Genomic DNA, 21,209 nt, shown 5'->3' with positions numbered 1-21,209 from the left:
CCGCCCCGGTCCTTGCAGTTTTCTGAACCACGCCCGCGCGGGGGCTTTCAGGATGCGCCCTGCCGCCTGTGTCAGCTGGCGTAATCGGGGGCCTCGGCGTCGAGGATGGCCCTGATCTCGCGCAGGTGGTCGTCGGCGAAGCCGGGGTAGCTGTCCCATTCGCGGGCGGTCTTCTCGGCCACCTCTTCCGGCAGGTGGCGCAGGGGTTGGCCGGTTTGCAGGGCGCGGATATAGGTTTCGGCGGCGCGTTCAAAGTAATAGAGCCGGTTGAAGGTTTCCGCGACGGTGCGGCCGATCACCAGAACGCCGTGGTTGCCCATGATGAGCGTGGTGATCTTCGGGTCTGACAGAAGCTGGACGCAGCGCGCCGCCTCGTCCTCGAAGGCCATGCCGCCGTAATGGTCGTCGACCACGGTGCGGTTGTGGAACATCGCGCTGTTCTGGTCGATGGCTGGCAGGCGGCTGTCGGCAAGGCTGGCCAGCACGGTGGCATGGATGGAATGGACATGCATGGCGCAGACCGCGTGCGGGCAGGCGCGGTGCAGGCTGCCGTGCAGGCCCCATGCGGTGGGGTCGGGCGCATCGGGGCGGTCCATCGTGGCGGGGTCGTTGGCGTCGATCTCGATCAGGCTGCTGGCGGTGATGCGGCTGAAGTGCCGCCCCGCCGGATTGATGAGGAAGCGGCTGCCGTCGGGGCTGACCGCGAGGCTGAAATGGTTGGCCACCGATTCATGCATGTTCAGCCGCGCGGTCCAGCGGAAGGCGGCGGCCATGTCGCGGCGCTGGGTCCAGTGGGTCTGGTTCGGCAGGTCGGTCATCAGGTGTCTCCAAACGGCCAATGGCCTGCGGCAAAGGCCGCGAGGGTGGATGTGACGCGGGCAAAACTGGCCCGCGCGCGGGGCACGGAGTGGCGGGCGCGCAGATGCCCGTGGACCAGTCCGGGTTCGACAAAGGCTGCGGCGCGTCCGCCTGCCGCGGTGATGCGGGCGGCATAGGCGGGGGCATCATCTGCCAGCGGATCACATTCTGCGCCCAGCACGAGGGTAGGGGGCAGCCCGGTGAAATCATGCCCCGCCAGCGGTGCGGCGGTGGCATCCTGCGGGCCTGCGCCGCGCAGGCGGGCGTAATAGGCGACATCTTCGGCCGTCAGCATCGGGGCCTGCGCATGGCGGCGGTAACTGTCGCCCGATCCGCCGAGGCCGGGGTAGATCAGGACCTGACCCAGCAGGCGCGGGCCGCGCAGCGCGGCCGCGACGGCGGCGGCAAGCGCGCCGCCTGCGCTGTCTCCGGCCAGAAGGATCGGGCCGGGGGTGGCACGGGCGACGGCGAGGCAATCATCATAGGCGGCGGGGTGCGGGTGTTCGGGGCAGAGCCGGTAGTCGACCGCCAGCACGCCGAGGCCGGTGGCGGCGGCGAGTTCGGCGCAGACATCGTCATGGCTGTGCAGCCCGCCCACCACGAAGCCGCCGCCGTGGAAATAAAGCACCGCCGGTCCCGCTCCGGCATAGCGGCGGCAGGGAACGCCCGCGACGGCTTCATCGGTGACGTGCAGGCCCGGCGGGCGGCCTGCGTGAAAGGCGCGGCACATCGCATCATAGGCGCGGCGCTGGTCGGCGATGTCGGGGCCGGGGGACTGAGCCGCATAGGCGGCTTCCGTGGCGCGGATGAAGGCCCATGTCGGGGCGTCGATAAGGCTTTGGTAATCCGGGGCGGGCATGCTGGGAGGCGGGTTGCTGTGCATGGGGCAACTGTGGCGCGGCGCCGGACCTGTCACAAGGGAAAAGTCCGCTTTCGGCGGGGTCGGGCCGCGCGCGTTTGACCGCGCCTTTGGACAATAAGAAGGAGGAGCGCTGGATGGAGATGTTCCGGCCCGTCGCATTGGATCGTGGGGGGCTGGCCGGTTGGGGCCTGTCGGCGGCGCTGGTTTGCCCGCTGGAGGGCGGGGGGCTGGCGGGGCGGCGTCTGGCGGGGCTGGGCGCGCGTGTCACGCTCTGGGCGGGGCTCGATGCCGCGCTGGAGGCGGTGCTGCGGGGGGAGGCGGGCTGTGACCTGCTGATGGTCGATTGCGATCACGCGGGGGGCATGGCCTTGGCCGTGCAGGGATACAGGCGGCTGCGGGCGGCGGGAATTTGTCTGCCGGTGATGCTGGTGTCGTCGACCTGCAAAGAGCAGATCTTTCCGGTCCGGTTGGCGGGCCCGTTCCATTTGCGCGCGCCCGTGTCTGCCGTGGCGCTGCAAATCGGGTTGGAACTGGCCTTTGCGCCCCCCGTTCGGGATTGAAGGGGGCGGGATTGAAGGGGGCGGGATTGAAGGGGCGGAATGAAAAAGGGCGCGGCCGGGATGGCGCGCCCTTTGCGTGGCCAGCCTTGGCGTCCGGGGCGGATGCCGCCCGAAGCCCGGCTTAGGCCAGCGAGAGGTTGGTCGCGGATTCGCGGCCATCGCGGCCGGCTTCGATGTCGAAGGTCACAGCCTGACCATCTTTCAGCCCGCGCAGGCCCGCACGTTCCAGCGCAGTGATGTGGACGAATACGTCTTTCTTGCCGCCTTCGGGCGCAATGAAGCCATAGCCTTTAGTTTCGTTGAACCATTTCACGGTGCCCTTGGCCATCGTGAAGTCTCCTGTAGTATCGCCGCCCGCGGGATTGCGGCGGCCCGGCGCAGTCAGCTGATCGTCGATTGCTGTGGCCGTGAGGCGAAGGCAGTGGTCGAGTTAGATAACGTCGCGGCGCAAGTATGGGGTCAGTTGGCCCGCAAGGCAAGAATATTTGCTGAAAATGCTGGATCAGGCCGAGTGTGCATCGGCGCCAAGCGACTTGGCCTGCGCCGTGCCGGCCTGACCGACAAGGGCCGCCATGCCAAGGCCAAGGATCACGACCGCAAGACCCGCGCCGGACCAGATGGCGAGCGCCAGCAGCAGGCTGGCATCCAGCAGGACAAGAGAGGCCATCGCGCTGAGAAAGCCGAACACGCCGCCCGCCAGAATGAAGATCGCTGCCATAGAGCCCTCCTGTCTTTGCTTGGGCAGGATTGCGCCAGATTTGGGCGCAATTGTGGCCAGATGCGAACATTATCGCGATGGTTGTTTTCGCCCGTCAGCGCCCGGGGGCGTCCTCGAGCAAAAGCCACAGCGCGGCGGCAATCAGGACCAGCCCCGCAAGGGTAAGCGCCGACGGCCCCTGATGGCCGAGGCCGAGTTCCCACAGAATCACCCATGCGGGGGTGAGATAGGTATAGGCCATGACCTTGGCTGCGGGCAGGCGCAGGCTGGCGTATTGCAGCAGCACGAAACTGGCCGCGCTGGCGGCGATTGCAAGATAGAACAGCGTGATCCAGACGATGGGGGGCAGCGCCGCCCAGTCGGTCGCGCGGATGGGGGCGGCGGCCCAGATTGTCAGCAGGAGCCAGCCTGCCACCATCGTAAAGAAGGTGAAGGCCACCGCAGGCTCGCCCCGGTTGAACTTGCGCACCAGCGGCGCATAAAGCGCGTGGGCAACGCAGCCCAGAAAGTAGATCGCCTCGCCCCGCCCCAGATCGAGGCGCAGCACCGCCTGCCAATCGGCGCGGAAGATGACCCACAGCGCCCCGAGCCCGCCAAGGGCGAGCGCGAGCGCCATGCGCGTGGTCAGGCGCTGGCGCAGCAAAAGCCAGCCGAAGCCTGCCGCCATCAGCGGGGTGAGCGTGAACACCGCCGCCGCCGAGACCGGCGGCGCGGACCGCAGCCCGTAGAACATGAGCACGAAATAGGCGGCCAGAAGCCCGCCCAGCACCGCGTAGCGCCACGGCGCATCAAGGGTGGCGCGGCGGATGGTGCCGCGGGCCAAGGCAACGCCCCCGACGAGGGCTCCGGCCAGCAGGAACCGCAGGGCGGTCAGCGCGCCGGGGTCGATCAGTGGGGCGGCAAGCGCGCCAAGGCTGAACGATCCGGCGACGAGCGCCGAAAAGGACAGCATGGCCAGATGGCCGCGCAGCGCCTCGGGGCCAGGCATCCTGTCACACGGGCCAGCTTTTCGCGGCCTCCTTGAGATGGGTCAGGAAGGCCTGCACCTTGCGGGTTCGGTGCAAGTCGACATGGGTGACGATCCACAACGGTGCGTCCCAATCCTGGCGGGGTGGCAAGATTTCCACCAGATCGGGATTGGCCGAAGCCTTGTAGGCGGCCAGAAAGCCGATGCCCGCGCCGCGCAGCAGCGCCTCTTCCAGCGCGGCGGCTTCGGTGCCGCGAAAGCTGATCGCCGAAGCCGGAACGGTGGAGCGCAGCCAGCGGTAGAACGGGGCGCGGCTGGTCTCGCTGTCGACGCAGACAAAGCGGTGATTGGCAAATTCGCTTTCATCGCGCGGCTGGCCGTGCCGGGCAATGTAATCGCGCGAGGCATAGAGCCCGGTGCGGATCGGGGGCAGGGGCTGGGCCACATTGTCGGGCTCTTCGGGTGCCGCGCCCGCGCGGATGGCGACATGCGCCTCGCCGTAGTCGAGGCGGAACACCCGCATGTCGGTCAGGAAGCGGACCTGCACCATCGGGTAAAGGTCCTGGAATTCGGTCAGCAGCGGCACCAGCAGATCGGCGATTCCGGCGATGGAGGTGACCGTCAACTCTCCGGCCACGACTTCGCCCTGACCTTTGATGCGGCTGGAAAGCTGGGCGAATTGCTCTTCGGTGGTTTGCGCGACGGTCAACAGGTCGCGCCCGGCCTCGGTGGGGGTATAGCCGCGCGCATGACGCTGAAACAGGCGTGTGCCAAGCGTTTTTTCCAGCGCGTCGATGTGCCGTATCACCGTGGCGTGATGAACGCCCAGCACCTCTGCGGCCCCCGAAACGGTGCCTAAACGCGCGACCTGAAAGGCAGTTCTGATCTCATCCCAGGCGGGTTGTGCCATGTCTCGGACCCCATTCTGATAACGGAAATTCACAAAAGTTTGCTGTGCATTGGCGCACAGAGTGACGCCAAAGATTTGTAATGTAAAGGAAAATTGTAGGGCCTATCTCCGTTTCACAGACAAACGAGACGTGGTGTCCGGAGCCGGACTGCCCGGCCTCTCAACCCGTTAACTACCTGCTGCAGCTTGCAGCTTTTCGATAAAGGAAGATGAAAATGCGTACTCTGATGATCTCTGCTGCCGCTCTCGCGCTGACCGCCGGCATCGCTGCCGCCAACCCGGGTGTTGCACAGCTTGCCGCCATTGCCGGTGTGTCGCCGAATGCCTTCACCCAGGCCCAGCTGATCCAGCTGATCGAAGCCCAGCGTGACAATGACGATATCACCGTCGACTTCATCTTGTCGCAAGCCGCCGGTGCCGACGTGACCCGCAGCGACATGGGGACGGTGTCGGCCTCGGGCGATGCACAGCTTGCCGCTTCGGCAGGTGTGGAGCCGGGCCGCTTTACCGCAAACGAGCTGCAGCTGCTGATCGAAGCCCGCCAGCAGAATGACAACGAGATGGTGGATTTCATCCTGTCCGGTGCAAACCGCGCCCAGTCGGGCACGTCCGTTGTGACGCCGGGTCAGGCGCAACTGGCGGCATCGCTGGGTGTGGACGCCTCGCAATACACTTTCAGCGAGCTGACCGCGCTTTACGCCGAGCGTTATGACGCCGAGCGTTCGTAATTTGCCGAGCGTATGAGTGCAGGGGCTGGACCGGACGAGTCTGGCCCCCCGTTCAAGGCGGCCCGCACCCCGAGGGGAGGCGGGCCGTTTTGTTTTGCGGGGTCCGGGCCCTGGTTGCCGACGGGGCGGGTGGGCTTGCGCTATGGGTTGACTCGGCCAGCGTTGCGGCCTAAGGGTCGCGCAATTCCCCGGAGGCTGCCGCTTCCGGTCCCTTGGCATATGCCGGGATCGCCATCTGCCAGCGCGTTGCGCCCGCAGGTGCCCTTGGCCATTGCCGTAACGCCCTCTGCGGGAGACGCGCATGTTTGAGAGCCTATCAGATCGCCTTGGCAGCGTCTTTGATCGCCTGACCAAACAGGGCGCGCTGTCCGAGGCGGATGTGATCGCCGCGCTGCGCGAGGTGCGGGTCGCCCTGCTGGAGGCGGATGTGTCGCTGCCGGTGGCGCGCGATTTCATCAAGCGGGTGCAGGACAAGGCGACCGGCGCGGCGGTGACGAAGTCGATCACGCCGGGGCAGATGGTCGTCAAGATCGTGCATGACGAGCTGATCCGCGTGCTGGAAGGCGACGGGCCTGCCGATGCGTTGAAGATCGACAATCCGCCTGCGGCGATCCTGATGGTGGGTCTGCAGGGGTCGGGCAAGACGACGACCACCGCAAAGCTGGCCAAGCGGCTGAAGGACCGGAACAACAAGCGGGTGCTGCTGGCGTCCTTGGACACCAACCGCCCTGCGGCGATGGAGCAGCTGGCGATTCTGGCGGGACAGATCGGCGTGGACAGCCTGCCGATCGTCAAGGGCGAGTCGGCGGTGCAGATCGCGCGGCGGGCCAAGACGCAGGCCGCGATGGGCGGTTATGACGTGCTGTTCCTTGACACCGCGGGCCGTCTGCACATCGACGAAGTGCTTATGGACGAAGTGCAGGCGGTGCGCGACATTGCGCAGCCGCGCGAGACGCTTCTGGTGGTCGACGGTCTGACCGGGCAGGACGCGGTGAACGTGGCCGCCGAGTTTGACGGCAAGGTCGGCATTTCGGGCGTCGTGCTGACGCGGATGGACGGCGACGGGCGCGGCGGTGCGGCGCTGTCGATGCGGGCGGTGACGGGCAAGCCGATCCGTTTCGTCGGCCTTGGCGAGAAGATGGACGCGCTGGAGACCTTCGAGGCCGGTCGTGTGGCGGGCCGCATCCTTGGCATGGGCGACATCGTGGCGCTGGTCGAGAAGGCGCAGGAGACATTCGAGGCCGAGCAGGCCGAGCGGATGGCAAAGCGCTTTGCCAAGGGGTTGTTCAACATGAACGACCTGAAGGGCCAGCTTGAGCAGATGATTAAGATGGGCGGCATGCAGGGCCTGATGGGCATGCTGCCAGGCATGGGCAAGATGGCAAAACAGGCCGAGGAAGCCGGTTTTGACGACAAGATGCTGCGCCGGCAGATCGCGCTCATCAACTCGATGACCAAGAAGGAGCGCGCCAACCCCGATCTGCTGGCCGCCAGCCGCAAGAAGCGGATCGCGGCGGGCGCCGGGCTTGAGGTGTCGGAGTTGAACCGTCTGCTGAAGCAGCACAAGCAGATGGCCGAGATGATGAAGAAGATGGGCAAGGGTGGCGGCATGAAGCAGGCCATCCGGCAGATGATGGGCAAGGGCGGGATGCCCGACCCCAGCAAGATGTCGCCTGCCGAGCTGGAAGCGGCGGCCAAGGGGATGAAAGAGTCCCTCGGCCAAGGCGGCGGCTTTCCGGGCATGCCGCGCGGGCTGAGCCTGCCTTCGGGCCTGTCGGGGCTGATGAAGAAGAAATGACCCCGCCCACCCTGCATACGCAGCGCCTGACGCTTCGCGCCCCCGTCATGGCCGATTTTCCGGCCTATGCGGCGTTCTGGGCGTCGGAGCGGGCCGTGCATATGGGCGGGCCGAAGGATGTGGCGGGCGCGTGGTTCTGGTTCTGCCATGAGGTCGCGCAATGGCCGCTGCTGGGGCATGGCAGCCTGATGGTCGACCATACGGCCGGCGGGCAGACCGTGGGGCTGGTCGGCCTGAACGGCGGACCGAAATTTCCCGAGGTGGAACTGGGCTGGCTGGTCTATGAGGGCCATGCCGGACAGGGCTATGCCACCGAGGCGGCAGGCGCGCTGCGGGACTGGGCGTTTGACAACTTGGGCGTGGAGTCTTTGGTCAGCTATACGGACGCCGATAACACGGCCTCGATCCGCGTGGCGCAGCGGTTGGGTGCGGTGCTGGATGCAAGCGCCGTGCGCTCCGATCCGCAGGATCTGGTGTGGCGACATGCCCGGAGGATGCAATGACCGATACCACCCGCCGCGCCGCCGAGGTGCTGAAAGAGCACCGCGAGTCGATCGACCGGCTGGACGCCATTCTGGTCTATACGCTGGCCGAGCGGTTCAAGCACACGCAGGCCGTGGGACGGCTGAAGGCCGAGCACGCGCTGCCGCCGAGTGATCCCGCACGCGAGGCCCGCCAGATCGCGCGGCTGGAGCAACTGGCGCAGGACGCCAATCTTGACCCGGAATTCGCCAAGAAATTCCTGACCTTCATCATTTCCGAAGTCATCAGGCATCACGAAAAACTGCAAAAATAACCCAAACAGGGGTGCGTGAGATCACGCACCCTACACATACCCTGAAGGAGACTACCCATGGCTGTTAAAATTCGTCTGGCCCGTGGCGGCTCGAAAAAGCGCCCGCACTATTCGATCGTTCTGACCGACTCGCGCAACCCGCGCGATGGCCGTTTTCTGGAAAAGCTGGGCGTCTATGACCCGATGCTGGCCAAGGACAATGAAAAGCGCGTCGTGATGAACATCGACCGCATCAAGGAAGTGCTGGCAACCGGCGCGCAGCCGACCGACCGCGTGGCCCGTTTCCTTGAAGCGGCTGGCGTTCTGGAGAAGAAGGCCCGCAACAACCCGAAATCGGCGGTTCCCGGCAAGCAGATGGCTGAGCGCGCTGCCAAGAAGGCCGCACGCGCCGCCGCGCCTGCCGAAGAGTGATCTGTTCCTGCATGGCCCCCCTGCGGGGGGGCCGTGCAGCCTTTTGGGATCGGCCATGACCACACACCCCGAACGTATCTGTGTCGGCTCTATCGCGGGCGCTTTTGGCGTGCAGGGCGAGGTGCGGCTGAAATCCTTTTGCGCTGACCCCGAGGCGATTGCGGATTACGGCCCGCTTTACACCGCCGATGGCAGCCGCAGTTTCATCATCAAGCTGACCCGTCCGGTGGCGGGTGGCCTTGGCGCGCGCATTGCGGGCGTGGCGACAAAGGAGCAGGCCGATGCCTTGCGCGGCACCGATCTCTATGTCGACCGGGCGCGTCTGCCGTCTTTGCCCGATGACGAGTTCTATCATTCGGACCTGATCGGGCTTGAGGTTTTCGACACCGGCGGGGTGCGGCTTGGCACCTTGCGGGCGGTGCACAATCACGGGGCGGGCGACCTGCTGGAGGTCTATGCGCCGACCCGCAAGCAGCCCCTCTTGATCCCCTTTACCAAGGCGGCGGTGCCGACCGTCGATCTGGCGGCACGGCGCGTTGTGGCCGATCTGCCGGAAGGGCTGGACTAAAAGCCCGAGATTCGCCACCCTGTCGCAAAAAACCAAGATGAGGGTGGGGCAGATGGAGCGGAACAAACGGATTTTGGGAGTGGCCACGCTGCCGCTGTATATCGGCCCGCTTCTGGCGGGTCTTTCCGGTTCCGGCTGGGCGGCGGTTCCGGTGTTTGTCGCGCTGATGACGCTGTGGCTGGTCGTGATGCGGCCGCAGCACTGGCCGCGCCAGATGGCGCTGTGGACGGGGCAGGTGGCGGTTGCAGGTGCGGCGCAGGTGGCGGTTCATGCGCTGATTGTGGTGGCGCTGTTCGCGATTGGCCGGGGCATCGGCGGGGTGGCGGGGGTTGTGCTGCCGCTGTCGCCTTTGGTGCCGGTGGCGCTGGCGTTTTTCGCCATACCGCTGTCGCGGCTGGTCTGGACGCCCGAGGCGGGGCGGCGGGTTGCGGCGGCAGAGCCCGATCCGATGCTGGCGGCGCTGCTGGACCTGCCCGACGATGCCGACCCTGTGCTGGTGGCCGATGCGATTGCGGCGGCGGTGAGCGCGCCGGGCGGTGCGGCGCGGCTCGCGCGGTTGCAGGCCGTGCTGGCTGCGGAGGGTGACGGCCATGCGGGGCTGCGCCAGGGGCTTGCGCTTTGGGCCGAGGATGCGGCGCGGCGCGGGGCGGGCCGCGAGGCGGCGGCTGTCGGCTGAGGGCGCAGGTGGTTATTCCCTTTGCACGGCGACGGCGGCTTGGGTAAGAGCAGGCCATGTCTGATGAAACACCTGATGAAGCCGGTCTGACCAAGGCCCCCTCGCGCTCGCACGGGCGGTTGTCGGCGCGGCCTGTGTTGCGGCCGCGCGATCTGTTTGACGATGCCCGCGCGGTGCGCGGCGCGTGGCTGGCGCGGGTGATTACCCTGTTTCCGCAGGCCTTTCCGGGGGTGCTGGAGCAATCGTTGACCGGCAAGGCGATGGATCTGGGGCTGTGGCGGCTGGAAACCTATGACCTGCGGCAGTTCGGGATCGGCAAGCACCGCAATGTCGATGATACGCCTGCGGGGGGCGGTGCGGGCATGGTGCTGCGCGCCGATGTGGTGGATGCGGCCTTCAACGCGGCCAGTGCGGGGGCCAGCCCCGACCGCGCGCGCTGGCCGGTGGTCTATCTGTCGCCGCGCGGCAAGCCGTTCGATCAGGCGATGGCGCGGCGCTTTGCGGCTTGCGAGGGGCTGACGCTGCTGTGCGGGCGGTTCGAAGGGGTGGACCAGCGGGTGCTGGACCATCACGCGGTCGAGGAAGTGTCGCTGGGGGATTTCGTGCTGACCGGGGGCGAGATTGCGGCGCAGGCGGTGCTGGATGCCACGGTGCGGCTGTTGCCCGGCGTGATCGGCAATGCCGAGAGTCTGGAAGAGGAAAGCCATTCCAACGGCTTGCTGGAGCATCCGCAATACACGCGCCCGCCGGAGTGGGAGGGGCGGGAGATTCCGCCCGTGCTCTTGTCCGGCGATCATGCCAAGATTGCCAGATGGCGGCGCGCGCAATCCGAGGCGCTGACCGCCGAGCGGCGGCCCGACCTGTGGGCGCGGCGCACGCAGGTGTAGGGGCGGGCGCCTAGTCGGCGCGGCCCGCGCGCACGGCGACCGCGACCCCCGCGACCAGAACGAGGGCCATGCCCAGAATGCTGAGCGTGTCGGGGATGTGGTCGAAAGCCAGCCAGCCCAGCAGCCCCGCCCAGACGAGGTGCAGGTAGTTGACCGGAGCGAGCAGGGCCGGAGGGCCTTCGCGGTAGGCGATGGTGAACAGGAAATGCCCCGCCGTGGCGATCACCCCCATCGCGGCGATCAGCGCAAGATCGGTGGTGGTGGGGAGCACGGACGGCAGCGCGGCAACCGCCGTGGCCCCGAAGGCGACCGTGCCGACCAGTGCCACATGGAACAGCATCGACATGGTGGTTTCCGTGCGGGCCAGAACGCGGGTCATCAGGTGATAGGCGGTGCCGAGTGCGGCGTTCAGCAGGGCAAAGACCACGCCCCATGTGTCCAGCCCGCCCCCCGGCCGCATGACCAGAATGACACCGCCAAAGGCCAGAAGCGCGCCGAACCATGCCGCGGGATGCACCTTTTCGTGCAGGAGCGGCCCCGAGAGCAGCATCACCATGATGGGCGCCAGATAGATGATGGCAACGGTTTCCCCCACCGGCATCCGCTGGAGCGCAAGGCTCATCGTCAGGGTTGCCAGCGCCAGAATGATGCCGCGCATCACCACCCAGCCGGTGCGCTGTGTGCGCCAGAGGCCGGTGCCGTGACGGGGCAGCATGATGACCAGCAGCAAGAGCACGTTCACCAGATACCGCCCCGCCTGCACGAGGCTGATCGGGTGACGTTCGACCAGATACTTGTTCATTGCATCCGCGACAGCGAACAGGAAAACGGCTGTGGTCACAAACAGCACGCCTTTCAGCGCGCTTCCTCCGGCGGTCTTGTCCATGCGGCGGGAAACTCCTTCGTTGGGGGTGTTTTCTGCGCAATTCGGGGGCAGCGCAACCCCGAGGGTCTTGACCGTCCGTCCGGCTTGGCCCTATACGCGCCTGTCCGGGGCCGGAATGGTCCAGCGGACCCGATTCCTGTTTGTCGTTTCGCCGGGTTTCTTCCCCGGCGCGCAGGCAAACCGGGCGGCTGACATGAAAAGCTGGCCTGAACTCTGGCGGGCTCATCTGCGGATGGGGACTCGGTGAGGACCAAGAGCTCTGAGGCAGGCATCACCTCTGCGGACCCACCGCAGGTTTTGAAAGGACCAGGGCATGAACCTGATCGCCCAACTCGAAGCCGAGCAGATCGCTGCGCTTGGCAAGACCATTCCGGACTTCAAGGCCGGAGACACCGTGCGCGTCGGCTACAAGGTGACCGAAGGCACCCGTTCGCGGATCCAGAACTACGAAGGCGTCTGCATCGCCCGTCAGGGTGGCGCCACGATCTCTGCCTCGTTCACCGTGCGCAAGATTTCGTTCGGCGAAGGCGTGGAGCGTGTGTTCCCGCTGTATTCGACCAACATCGACTCGATCGACGTTGTGCGTCGCGGCAAGGTGCGTCGCGCCAAGCTGTATTATCTGCGCAGCCGCCGCGGCAAGTCGGCGCGTATCGCAGAAGACGCGACCTACAAAGCAAAAGCTGAATAAGGATCGGACCGATGAAAGAAGGCATTCACCCCGACTATCACTTCATCACCGTGAAGATGACCGACGGTTCGACCTATCAGACCCGCTCGACCTACGGCAAGGAAGGCGACAGCCTCGCGCTGGACATCGACCCGCTGGCGCATCCGGCGTGGACCGGCGGCAACGCCAAGCTGATGGACACCGGCGGCCGCGTGTCGAAGTTCAAGAACAAATACGCCGGTCTGGGCTTCTGATCCGGACGACACCGTTTTGCGAAAGCCCCGCTTCGGCGGGGCTTTTTCATGACTGCCTGCGCAGTGGAGCCGTGTCTGACGCGGCGCCGACACAATGTCCCCGCCGCGCAAGGGGGGGCTTTGCCTTCCCGCTTCCCCTTGCGCGGGAACCCGCCTAAAAGGGCGGCCAGACCGATGCAAAGGGACAGGGCATGGCGCATATCATCGTCGTGGGCAACGAAAAGGGCGGCAGTGGCAAATCGACCACCTGCATGCATGTGGCGACTGCCCTTGTCCGCCAAGGGTTTCGGGTGGGCGGGCTTGACCTTGACCTGCGGCAGAAATCCTTCGGGCGGTATGTCGAGAACCGCCGCGCCTATATGGCCCGCGCGGGGCTGAACCTGCCCACACCCGATTACCGCGACTTGCCCGAGGTGGACGAGGCAACGCTGGCCCCCGGCGAGAACCCGTTCGATGCGCGGCTTTCTGCGGCGGTGGCCGCGCTGGACCCGGTTTCGGATTTCATCATCATAGACTGCCCCGGCAGCCATACGCGGCTGTCGCAGGTGGCGCATTCGCTTGCCGATACGCTGATCACGCCGCTGAACGACAGTTTCATCGATTTCGATCTGCTGGCGCGGACCGATCCCGAGACGGGCAAGGTCAAGGGCCCGTCGATCTATTCCGAAATGGTGTGGAACGCGCGGCAACTGCGCGCGCAGGCAGGGCTGAAGCCGATTGACTGGATCGTGCTGCGCAACCGTCTGGGGGCGCAGCAGATGCACAACAAGAAGAAGGTCGGGGCCGCGCTGGAGGAACTTTCGCGCCGGATCGGCTTTCGGGTGGCGCCCGGCTTCTCGGAGCGGGTGATTTTCCGCGAATTGTTTCCGCGGGGCATCACGCTGCTGGATCTGAAGGATACCGGCGTGGACCAGCTCAACATCTCGAACATCGCGGCGCGGCAGGAAGTGCGCGACCTGATGCGCGAATTGCACCTTCCGGGGGTTACGCCGGAGTTCTGATGAACACCGCCGCCCGCACCTCGCGCCGCGACTCTCGCGTTCCGATCCGGCTGAGCCGATGCGCGAAGGCATCGCTGGTATCGGCTTTCGGGGCAAACAGCCCGAACCTTTGAAGAAGCGCGCGTGCGAAGGACATGGCCTGCTCCTGTTGTTCCGTGTGGGTCACCTGATGCTGTCAGGTTGGCTGCGGGTTGCGGCAAAATCACGGCGCTCTGTGGTCGGGTAAATGGCATTGTCGAAACGATGTGTTGCCGGGCTTGAGCCAAGGGGCGGGGGATGGCACAACACGGTGCTGCCAGAGGAGGAGTGCCATGCCCAACCCGCTGTTTGACGCGCTGTTCGCCCCGCTGCGGGGGCAGGACCGCCCGCTGCTGCATCTGGCCGGAGGGGGGCAGGTGACGGCAGCGGAGTTTGCGGAATGTGTCGGGCGGATCGCTGCGGCCCTGAAGGCGCTGGGAGTGGAGCCGGGGGACCGGGTGGCGGCACAGGTCGCCAAATCGCCCGAGGCGCTGGCGCTCTATGGCGCGACCGTTGCGGTGGGGGCGGTGTTCCTGCCGCTGAACACCGGTTATACGGCGGCGGAACTGGACTATTTCATCGGCAATGCCACGCCGCGGGTGGCCGTGGTTGACCCGGCGCAGGCCGAAGCGCTGGGGCCGGTCTGCGCGGCACATGCTGCGCAGATCGTCAGCCTGTCCGCGACAGGCACGGGCAGCCTGATGGACCTTGCGTCGGCGCAGGAGCCGCTGCGCGTGCCGGTGGACCGCGCGGGCGATGATCTGGCGGCGATCCTCTACACCTCGGGGACGACGGGGCGGTCCAAGGGGGCGATGCTGAGCCATGACAACCTGTTGTCGAATGCCGAGGTGCTGGCCGATCTGTGGCGGTTCACCAAGGAGGATGTTCTGCTGCACGCCCTGCCGATCTTTCACACGCACGGGCTGTTCGTGGCCTCGAACGTCAGCTTGCTGACCGGCGGGCAGATGGTGTTCCTGCCGGGGTTCGATCTGGATGCGGTGGTGGAGGCGCTGGGGCAGTCCACCGTGATGATGGGGGTGCCGACCTTTTACACGCGGCTGCTGGATGACCCGCGCCTGACCCGTGAGGGGGTGGCGCATATGCGGCTGTTCATCTCCGGCTCGGCGCCGCTCTTGTCGGAAACGCACATCGCCTTCGAAGCGCGCACCGGACTGCGGATTCTGGAACGCTATGGCATGACGGAAACGAACATGAACACCTCCAACCCCTATGACGGGGAGCGGCGGGCGGGCACGGTGGGCCTGCCGCTTCCGGGGGTGGAGCTGCGCCTGATGGCCGAGGGGCGGCCGGTGGCCGAAGGCGAGGTTGGCGTGATCGAGGTGCGCGGCCCGAATGTGTTTCGGGGCTATTGGCAGATGCCGGACAAGACCGCCGAAGACCTGCGCCCCGATGGCTGGTTCATCACCGGCGATCTGGCGACGCGCGATGCCGATGGCTATGTCACCATCGTGGGCCGCGCCAAGGATCTGGTGATCACCGGCGGTTTCAACGTCTATCCCAAAGAGGTGGAGGAGGTGCTCGACAGCTTGCCCGGCGTGGCCGAGTCCGCCGTGATCGGGGTGCCGCATCCGGATTTCGGCGAGGCGGTCTTTGCCGTGCTGGCGCGGGGGCGCGACGGGGGGCCTGATCTGGACGCGGTGCGCGCGGCGGTGGCGCAAAGGCTGGCCAAGTTCAAGCACCCCAAGGGCTATGCTGTTGTCGACGCGCTGCCCCGCAACACGATGGGAAAGGTGCAGAAGGCGGCGCTGCGCCAGAGCCATGCGGATGCCTTCAGGGGCGATCAGCCGTCCTGAGCGGGCGCGGGTTCATCGGTAGCCGTGTCGTCTGCGGGCAGATCGCCCGACAATTCGCGCGCCAGAAACCGCTCGAAGGCGTCGAGATCCACGGCTTCGAACTGGCCGAACCCCTGCATCCAGACGCTTGCGGCGCGCAGGGCGTCCGGCTCCAGCTTGCACCAGATCACCCGCCCGCGCTTTTCGCGGCTGACCAGCCCCGCCTCTGTCAGCACGGTGAGGTGTTTCGAGATGGCGGCAAGGCTCATCTGGAATGGCTCTGCCACATCTGTCACCGCCATGTCGTCTTCCAGCAGCATTGACAGGATCGCCCGACGGGTCGGGTCGGCGAGGGCTGCGAAGACAGAGGAAAGCGCGTCGGTCATGGCGTAAACCTTGGTCATCCTTTGGCAAAAAGGTCAACCGGCGGGTTGAGGGTTGGCGCGCTCTGGCAGCGGCAAAGAGAAAATCAACTGATCAGTTGAATATGGAAATCGGGGGTGCGGCCCGGCTTTGCGGCGGTGCGTGGTGGAGCGTGACAGCGTAAGCGACTGATTTTTCTTCAAAACTGGGTGCTGCCTGTCTGCTTGACTCGGCGCGGCTGTGCCATTAGCACCGCGCCAACACTCTTCATGGGGGCAAGGCTGGTGTCCGACCCGCAGAATCCGTCCGAAGCCGCCCGGTTAAAGGCGCTGGAGGCCCGGATCGCAGCGGCAAAAGCAGCCGGCGCGCCGACGCCCCATGTGAAGAAAGACTATTCGCAGGCCCAGGTGGCATGGCGCATGGTCATCGAGCTTGTGGCCGGTCTGGTGATCGGCTTCGGCATCGGATACGGGCTGGATACCCTCTTGGGGACCATGCCGATATTTCTGGTGCTGTTCATCGGGTTCGGTCTGGCCGCGGGGGTGAAAACCATGCTGCGGTCGGCCAATGAAGTGCAGGAACGCCGGCAGGCCGAAGACGCCGCCGAAAAGAGGGATGACTGACGTGGCAACGGAAGCAGAAGGCACAGGCTTGGTGTTCCATCCGATGGACCAGTTCATCGTGAAGCCGCTGTTCGGCGAAGGTCCGGTGATGTGGTACACGCCGACCAATGCGACGCTGTGGATGCTGATCGCGGTGCTGTGCGTTGTGGCCCTGTTCGTGCTTGGCACCCGTGGCCGCGCCGTCATTCCGAGCCGCCTGCAGTCGGTGGCCGAAGTGTTCTACGGCTTCATCTACAAGATGGTCGAGGATGTGACGGGCCATGACGGCGTGAAATACTTCCCGTGGATCATGACGCTGTTCCTGTTCATCTTCTTCTCGAACATGCTGGCGCTGATCCCGATGTCCTTCTCGCCGACCTCGCAGATCGCCGTGACCGCGGTTCTGGGCTTCGGTGTGTTCTTTGCGGTGACCATCATCGGTTTCGTCAAGAACGGCACGCATTTCCTCGGGCTGTTCTGGATGAAGGATGCGCCTCTCTTCCTGCGTCCGATCATCGCCGTGATCGAAGTGATTTCCTACTTCGTCCGTCCGGTGAGCCATTCCATCCGTCTTGCGGGCAACATCACCGCCGGTCACGCCGTGCTCAAGGTCTTCGCCGCATTTGCGGGGATCGCCCTGATTGCCCCGGCCTCCATCCTTGCGATCACCGCGATCTACGCCCTCGAGGTGCTGGTGGCCGTGATCCAGGCCTACGTCTTTACCATCCTGACCTGTGTCTACCTCAAGGATGCCCTGCATCCGGCGCACTGATACCGGTCGTCTCGTCCAGAAATCCAAATTCCATCGTAAGGAGCATCACATGGAACTCGCAGCAGCAGCCGCACTTGGCAAATTCATCGGCGCCGGCATTGCAGCCATCGGTGCGGGCATCGCCGCAGTCGGTGTGGGCAACGTGGCCGCGAACTACCTCGCTGGCGCATTGCGCAACCCGTCGGCAGCCGCTTCGCAGACCGCGACCCTGTTCATCGGCTTGGCCTTCGCCGAAGCTCTGGGCATCTTCGCCTTCCTCGTCGCCCTCCTGCTGATGTTCGCAGCCTGATCACCCTTTGACGTCTTGCGAAACGAGGGTGCAGCGCGCTTGCGTTGCCCCCTTGAGTTTCAAAGGGTCCGATGGAGGACATGATGGCTACTGAAACACTCGCAGAAGGTGTTGCGCATGGCGGGGCTGCGCTCAGTTCCTGCCTTGGAGCGAACGGCAGTGCCATTGGCATGCCCCAGCTCTGCGTCGACTGGATGCCAAACCAGATTTTCTGGCTTCTGGTTGCCCTGACCGCGATCTACTTCTTCCTGTCGCGCATTGGTCTGCCGCGGATCGGTGCCGTTCTGGCCGAACGTCAGGGCACGATCACCAATGATCTGGCCGCTGCCGAGGAAATGAAACTGCAGGCGGTTGCCGCCGAACAGGCCTATGTGGCGGCTCTGGCGCAGGCCCGTGCCGATGCAAACCGCATCGTGGCCGAGGCGAAGGCCGAGATCCAGAAAGACCTGGATGCGGCGCTTGCCAAGGCGGATGCCGAGATTTCGGCGAAATCCGCCGAGTCGGAGGGCCGGATTGCAGAAATCCGCGCCGGTGCAATGGATGCCGTGGCACAGGTGGCCAAGGATACCGCACAGGAACTGGTGCTTGCCCTGGGCGGCTCGCGCGATGCCCGTGCTGTGACGGCGGCGGTTTCCGCCCGGTTGAAGGGGTAAGGCAATGACCAGAGTTATGACCATTGCCCTTGCGCTTGCAGCCAGCCCGGCCTTTGCGGCCAGCGGCCCGTTTTTCAGCCTGCGCAATTCCGACTTCGTGGTGTCGATCGCGTTTCTGGTGTTCATCGGTATCCTGATCTACTTCAAGGTGCCGTCGAAGATCACCGGCATGCTCGACGCCCGCGCCGCCCAGATCAAAGCCGATCTGGAAGAAGCGCGCGCGCTGCGGGAAGAGGCCAAGGCCCTGCTGGCGTCCTATGAGCGCAAGCAGAAAGAGGTCAAGGAACAGTCGGAGCGGATCGTTGCCGCGGCCAAGGCCGAGGCAGAGGCCGCTGCGGCGCAAGCCAAGGCCGATATGCACCAGTCGATTGCCCGCCGGATGGCCGCTGCCGAAGAGCAGATCCAGGCCGCCGAGAACTCGGCTGTGCGGGCCGTGCGCGAAGAGGCGGTTTCGGTCGCTGTTGCCGCTGCGGGTGCCGTTCTGGCCAAGCAGATGACGGCAGAGTCGGCGCAAGCCTCGATCGACGCGGCGATCAAGCAGGTCGATGCCAAGCTGCACTGAGCGGCGTGCACCAGGATGATACGGAAAAACCGGCGCTTGCGCCGGTTTTTTCATGCGGTGTCAGCCACGCGTGCGTTCGTGTTCGAAACGCTGCTGGGCAATCGCCTCGTTCTTTTCGGCCTTGATCTGGTCGGACAGCGCCTGTTCCACATAGGACAGATGCGCCTCTACCGCGGCACGGGCGGCGGCGGGGTCGCGTGATTGCAGGCCGACATTGATGGCGCGATGCTGGTCGAGCAGCACATCGCGGGTGGTGCGGTTGCGGAACATCATCTGGCGGTTGTAGAACACGCCCTGCCGCAGCAGATCATACATCGAGCGCATCATGTGCAGCATCACGACGTTATGGCTGGCCTCGATGATTGCCAGATGGAAGGCGGCATCGAGCGCGGCTTCATCGGTGGGATCGCGTTTGAGATGCGCGGCCTCCATCTTCTGGAACACGGCATCAACGACCTTGAGATCGGTGTCCGAGCCAAGACGCGCCGCCCGCTCGGCGGCCAGCCCCTCCATATCACGGCGAAAGGCGATGTAGTCGAACACCGCCTCGTCATGGGTGGCAAAGAGTTGCACCAGCGCGCCGGAGAAGGCGGAACCCAGCACCTCGGCCACATAGATGCCCGCACCGGCCTTGCTGACCAGAAGCCCGCGCGCCTGCAGGTCGGCCACCGCATCGCGCAACGAGGGGCGGGAGACCCCCAGACGGTCTGACAACTCTCGCTCGGAGGGCAGGCGTTCACCGGGGCGCAGGATGCCGCGCAGGATCAACTGCTCGATCTGGCGCACGACGGATTGCGAGAGCTTTTCGGTGTGGATTTTTGTAAAAGGCATGAACACGGGCACCTGATTGGATTGGTCAAAATCTATGACCACAGCGGTCCGCGCTCAAGGCAAAACTCTGTCGCCCCGCCGCAACAAAAAGGCCGCCCCCGAAGGAGCGGCCTTGTCGATGTAAGGGTGGCTTACTGCGTCGGGCGGATGATGATTTCCACGCGGCGGTTCTGGGCGCGGCCCTGCGGGGTCGCGTTGGAGGCGACCGGCTGATCGAAGCCGCGCCCGATGTTGGTGATGCGGCTGAACGGCACGCCGTTCTGCGTCAGCACGTTCGACACGGCCACGGCGCGGCGCTGCGACAGATCGTAGTTATAGGCTGCCGAGCCGGTGTTGTCGGTGTGGCCGATGACTTCGATCCGGCTGTTGGGATAGCGGATCAGGCTTTGCGCGACCGAGGCAAGGTCAGCCCGCAGGTCGGGGCGCAGCGCGGTGCTGTCGACTGCAAAGAGCAGGTCTTGCGGGAGGTTCACCACAAGGAATTGGCCGTTGTTGGTGACGGTCACGTTCGGGTTGTTGATCGAGCCGCGCAGTTCGGCAGCCTGACGGTCCAGCGTGGCGCCGATGGCACCGCCCGCGATTGCGCCGACTGCGCCGCCCAGAACGGCCCGGCCCAGACGGTCCTCGCCCGAGCTGGCACCGGCAGCCGCACCGACCAGACCGCCGAGGATTGCGCCTTGTTGCGCGCGCGCGTTCGGATTGTCGGGGAATGCGTTGGGGTCGACACATGCGGTCAACGCGAGAAGCGATGCTGCCGAGAGAAGAAGGGGGGTCTTGAAGGTCATGTCTGCCGCCTCATGAATATTGTGCGCTGCGGACAGAGCCCGCAAGCTGATTGCGCTTATACCAACGCAAGCGCAGGCCAAACAGTTCCCTGTGAGGTTGCGCAAGTTTTCGCGCATCACATTGCGGTGTTGGCGGCGTCGGCGCGGGCGGATTCATGGGCGAGGATCGCGCGTTTGACCGGCAGGCCCCAGTGATAGCCGCCCAAGGCCCCGCTTTTTCGCAGGGCGCGGTGGCAGGGGATCAGCAGGCTGATCGGGTTGCGCCCCACGGCGGTGCCGACCGCGCGCACCGCCTTGGGGTGGCCGATGACGGTGGCGATGTCGCTGTAGGTGGTCACATGGCCGGAGGGGATGCGCAACAGCGCTTCCCAGACCTTGATCTGGAACGGCGCGCCGATGAGAAAGAGCGGCGTGCTGGCGTTCTGGCCGTGGCGCGCACCGAAGGCCTGAAGCGCCCAGTGCCGCAGGAAATCGGGGTCTTCGACGAAATGCGCCTTGGGCCAGCGGCCCAGCAGATCGTCGCGCGCGGCCTGCTCGCCGGTTTCGGCGGCAAAGCCGATGCCGCAGATGCCCTTTTCGGTTCCGGTCACAAGGGCGGGGCCAAAGGGGCTGTCGAACCAGCCGCAGCGGATGGTGAGCCCTTCGCCCGCGCGGGCGAAATCGCCCGGTGTCATCGCTTCCCATGTCAGGAACAAATCATGCAGGCGGCCGCTGCCAGACAGGCCCGCCGCATCGGCGGTGGCAAGGGTTGTGTGGCGGGTGGCCAGCAGCGACTTGGCGTGATCGAGCGCCAGATATTGCTGGTAGCGCTTCGGGCTGACGCCCACCCAAGCGGAGAACAGGCGCTGGAAATGTGCCGCGCTCATCCCCATGCGGGCGGCAAGCGCCTCGAGCGTCAGGCCCGGCCCGCCGCTGTCGATCTCGCGCAGGGCACGGCCAATGACGTTGTAATGGTAGTCGGGGGACAGGTCGGACATCGGGCTTCTCCTTGCGG

Annotated in this window: 30 protein-coding genes; 18 read left to right on the top strand and 12 right to left on the bottom strand. The window is 65.7% G+C overall.

Annotated elements, in window-relative coordinates:
- Positions 1-71: 71 nt before the first annotated feature.
- Positions 72-818, bottom strand: a complete 747-nt coding sequence (locus G3572_RS15845) for a class II aldolase and adducin N-terminal domain-containing protein (protein WP_164613653.1) — start codon at positions 816-818, stop codon at positions 72-74.
- On the bottom strand, positions 818-1,741 hold the full coding sequence (locus G3572_RS15840) for an alpha/beta hydrolase fold domain-containing protein (protein WP_240335579.1): 924 nt from the start codon (positions 1,739-1,741) through the stop codon (positions 818-820). Before G3572_RS15840 ends, G3572_RS15845 begins: the two co-directional genes overlap by 1 nt.
- Before the next feature lie 113 nt (positions 1,742-1,854).
- Between G3572_RS15840 and G3572_RS15835 the strand changes: the two genes are divergently transcribed.
- Entirely contained in the window at positions 1,855-2,280 is a 426-nt protein-coding gene (locus tag G3572_RS15835; protein ID WP_164613651.1) for a hypothetical protein, read from the top strand.
- A 121-nt stretch (positions 2,281-2,401) separates the two neighbouring features.
- On the opposite strand, the gene G3572_RS15830 is transcribed toward G3572_RS15835, so the two are convergent.
- The 4 genes from G3572_RS15830 to G3572_RS15815 all read right to left on the bottom strand — a co-directional run bounded on the left by G3572_RS15830 (position 2,402) and on the right by G3572_RS15815 (position 4,875).
- Positions 2,402-2,608, bottom strand: coding sequence for a cold-shock protein (locus tag G3572_RS15830; protein WP_108436549.1), 207 nt, complete (start codon positions 2,606-2,608; stop codon positions 2,402-2,404).
- Between the two features lie 174 nt (positions 2,609-2,782).
- Positions 2,783-2,998, bottom strand: a complete 216-nt coding sequence (locus tag G3572_RS15825; RefSeq protein ID WP_164613649.1) for a hypothetical protein — start codon at positions 2,996-2,998, stop codon at positions 2,783-2,785.
- 94 nt (positions 2,999-3,092) lie between these two features.
- Positions 3,093-3,986, bottom strand: a complete 894-nt coding sequence (locus G3572_RS15820; protein WP_240335578.1) for a DMT family transporter — start codon at positions 3,984-3,986, stop codon at positions 3,093-3,095.
- Between the two features lie 4 nt (positions 3,987-3,990).
- Positions 3,991-4,875, bottom strand: coding sequence for a LysR family transcriptional regulator (locus tag G3572_RS15815; protein WP_164613647.1), 885 nt, complete (start codon positions 4,873-4,875; stop codon positions 3,991-3,993).
- A gap of 215 nt (positions 4,876-5,090) precedes the next feature.
- Here G3572_RS15815 and G3572_RS15810 point away from each other — a divergent pair, with 215 nt between their 5' ends.
- The 8 genes from G3572_RS15810 (at position 5,091) to trmD (ending at position 10,739) form a co-directional block, all read left to right on the top strand.
- A complete protein-coding gene (locus G3572_RS15810) occupies positions 5,091-5,603 on the top strand; it encodes a hypothetical protein (protein WP_164613645.1) in 513 nt (170 codons plus the stop codon).
- A 301-nt stretch (positions 5,604-5,904) separates the two neighbouring features.
- Positions 5,905-7,401, top strand: coding sequence for a signal recognition particle protein (ffh, locus tag G3572_RS15805; protein WP_164613643.1), 1,497 nt, complete (start codon positions 5,905-5,907; stop codon positions 7,399-7,401).
- Positions 7,398-7,904: a GNAT family N-acetyltransferase gene (locus tag G3572_RS15800; protein WP_164613641.1), complete on the top strand. Its 507-nt coding sequence runs from the start codon at positions 7,398-7,400 to the stop codon at positions 7,902-7,904. Before ffh ends, G3572_RS15800 begins: the two co-directional genes overlap by 4 nt.
- On the top strand, positions 7,901-8,197 hold the full coding sequence (locus G3572_RS15795) for a chorismate mutase (protein ID WP_164613639.1): 297 nt from the start codon (positions 7,901-7,903) through the stop codon (positions 8,195-8,197). Before G3572_RS15800 ends, G3572_RS15795 begins: the two co-directional genes overlap by 4 nt.
- 57 nt (positions 8,198-8,254) lie before the next feature.
- The gene (gene rpsP / locus G3572_RS15790) at positions 8,255-8,608 is read left to right on the top strand and encodes a 30S ribosomal protein S16 (RefSeq protein ID WP_164613637.1); all 354 of its coding nucleotides are present in this window, start codon (positions 8,255-8,257) and stop codon (positions 8,606-8,608) included.
- 55 nt (positions 8,609-8,663) lie between these two features.
- On the top strand, positions 8,664-9,176 hold the full coding sequence (gene rimM / locus G3572_RS15785; protein WP_164613635.1) for a ribosome maturation factor RimM: 513 nt from the start codon (positions 8,664-8,666) through the stop codon (positions 9,174-9,176).
- Between the two features lie 52 nt (positions 9,177-9,228).
- Positions 9,229-9,852, top strand: a complete 624-nt coding sequence (locus G3572_RS15780) for a hypothetical protein (RefSeq protein ID WP_164613633.1) — start codon at positions 9,229-9,231, stop codon at positions 9,850-9,852.
- 56 nt (positions 9,853-9,908) lie between these two features.
- Positions 9,909-10,739 carry a tRNA (guanosine(37)-N1)-methyltransferase TrmD gene (trmD, locus tag G3572_RS15775; RefSeq protein ID WP_164613631.1) on the top strand — a complete coding sequence of 277 codons (831 nt, stop codon included), beginning with the start codon at positions 9,909-9,911 and terminating at the stop codon, positions 10,737-10,739.
- 10 nt (positions 10,740-10,749) lie between these two features.
- On the opposite strand, the gene G3572_RS15770 is transcribed toward trmD, so the two are convergent.
- Positions 10,750-11,625, bottom strand: coding sequence for a DMT family transporter (locus G3572_RS15770; RefSeq protein WP_164613629.1), 876 nt, complete (start codon positions 11,623-11,625; stop codon positions 10,750-10,752).
- Between the two features lie 313 nt (positions 11,626-11,938).
- Between G3572_RS15770 and rplS the strand changes: the two genes are divergently transcribed.
- The 3 genes from rplS to G3572_RS15755 all read left to right on the top strand — a co-directional run bounded on the left by rplS (position 11,939) and on the right by G3572_RS15755 (position 13,547).
- Positions 11,939-12,313: a 50S ribosomal protein L19 gene (rplS, locus tag G3572_RS15765; RefSeq protein WP_164613627.1), complete on the top strand. Its 375-nt coding sequence runs from the start codon at positions 11,939-11,941 to the stop codon at positions 12,311-12,313.
- 11 nt (positions 12,314-12,324) lie between these two features.
- Complete coding sequence (gene rpmE / locus G3572_RS15760; RefSeq protein WP_100197358.1) at positions 12,325-12,546, top strand: 50S ribosomal protein L31; 222 nt, start codon at positions 12,325-12,327, stop codon at positions 12,544-12,546.
- A 191-nt stretch (positions 12,547-12,737) separates the two neighbouring features.
- A complete protein-coding gene (locus tag G3572_RS15755) occupies positions 12,738-13,547 on the top strand; it encodes a division plane positioning ATPase MipZ (RefSeq protein ID WP_164613625.1) in 810 nt (269 codons plus the stop codon).
- Here G3572_RS15755 and G3572_RS15750 read toward each other — a convergent pair.
- Positions 13,531-13,683, bottom strand: coding sequence for a hypothetical protein (locus tag G3572_RS15750; protein ID WP_164613623.1), 153 nt, complete (start codon positions 13,681-13,683; stop codon positions 13,531-13,533). The genes G3572_RS15755 and G3572_RS15750 overlap by 17 nt on opposite strands.
- A gap of 175 nt (positions 13,684-13,858) precedes the next feature.
- Here G3572_RS15750 and G3572_RS15745 point away from each other — a divergent pair, with 175 nt between their 5' ends.
- On the top strand, positions 13,859-15,379 hold the full coding sequence (locus tag G3572_RS15745; protein WP_164613622.1) for a malonate--CoA ligase: 1,521 nt from the start codon (positions 13,859-13,861) through the stop codon (positions 15,377-15,379).
- Here G3572_RS15745 and G3572_RS15740 read toward each other — a convergent pair.
- Positions 15,367-15,744 (bottom strand): ArsR/SmtB family transcription factor, encoded by a 378-nt coding sequence (locus tag G3572_RS15740; RefSeq protein WP_164613620.1) that lies wholly within the window; start codon positions 15,742-15,744, stop codon positions 15,367-15,369. The genes G3572_RS15745 and G3572_RS15740 overlap by 13 nt on opposite strands.
- 261 nt (positions 15,745-16,005) lie before the next feature.
- On the opposite strand from G3572_RS15740, the gene G3572_RS15735 reads away from it, so the two are divergent.
- From G3572_RS15735 to G3572_RS15715, 5 genes are all read left to right on the top strand, one after another.
- Positions 16,006-16,344 (top strand): AtpZ/AtpI family protein, encoded by a 339-nt coding sequence (locus G3572_RS15735; protein ID WP_435530984.1) that lies wholly within the window; start codon positions 16,006-16,008, stop codon positions 16,342-16,344.
- Complete coding sequence (locus tag G3572_RS15730; RefSeq protein WP_164613616.1) at positions 16,337-17,095, top strand: F0F1 ATP synthase subunit A; 759 nt, start codon at positions 16,337-16,339, stop codon at positions 17,093-17,095. The genes G3572_RS15735 and G3572_RS15730 overlap by 8 nt, the downstream gene beginning before the upstream one ends.
- A 49-nt stretch (positions 17,096-17,144) precedes the next feature.
- On the top strand, positions 17,145-17,384 hold the full coding sequence (locus G3572_RS15725; RefSeq protein ID WP_100197355.1) for a F0F1 ATP synthase subunit C: 240 nt from the start codon (positions 17,145-17,147) through the stop codon (positions 17,382-17,384).
- 83 nt (positions 17,385-17,467) lie between these two features.
- Complete coding sequence (locus tag G3572_RS15720; protein ID WP_164613614.1) at positions 17,468-18,037, top strand: F0F1 ATP synthase subunit B'; 570 nt, start codon at positions 17,468-17,470, stop codon at positions 18,035-18,037.
- 4 nt (positions 18,038-18,041) lie between these two features.
- On the top strand, positions 18,042-18,599 hold the full coding sequence (locus G3572_RS15715; RefSeq protein WP_164613612.1) for a F0F1 ATP synthase subunit B: 558 nt from the start codon (positions 18,042-18,044) through the stop codon (positions 18,597-18,599).
- 60 nt (positions 18,600-18,659) lie between these two features.
- On the opposite strand, the gene G3572_RS15710 is transcribed toward G3572_RS15715, so the two are convergent.
- From G3572_RS15710 to G3572_RS15700, 3 genes are all read right to left on the bottom strand, one after another.
- Complete coding sequence (locus G3572_RS15710) at positions 18,660-19,430, bottom strand: FCD domain-containing protein (RefSeq protein ID WP_164613610.1); 771 nt, start codon at positions 19,428-19,430, stop codon at positions 18,660-18,662.
- Between the two features lie 131 nt (positions 19,431-19,561).
- Positions 19,562-20,215 (bottom strand): YiaD family glycine zipper/OmpA-like lipoprotein, encoded by a 654-nt coding sequence (locus tag G3572_RS15705; RefSeq protein ID WP_164613608.1) that lies wholly within the window; start codon positions 20,213-20,215, stop codon positions 19,562-19,564.
- A 116-nt stretch (positions 20,216-20,331) separates the two neighbouring features.
- On the bottom strand, positions 20,332-21,192 hold the full coding sequence (locus tag G3572_RS15700) for a methylated-DNA--[protein]-cysteine S-methyltransferase (protein WP_164613606.1): 861 nt from the start codon (positions 21,190-21,192) through the stop codon (positions 20,332-20,334).
- Positions 21,193-21,209 lie beyond the last annotated feature (17 nt).

Source organism: Pseudotabrizicola algicola, from assembly GCF_010915705.1.
GTDB classification, from domain to species: domain Bacteria; phylum Pseudomonadota; class Alphaproteobacteria; order Rhodobacterales; family Rhodobacteraceae; genus Pseudotabrizicola; species Pseudotabrizicola algicola.
Note: the sequence above shows the minus strand (reverse complement) of the source record. Positions and strands in the feature narration are given on the sequence as shown.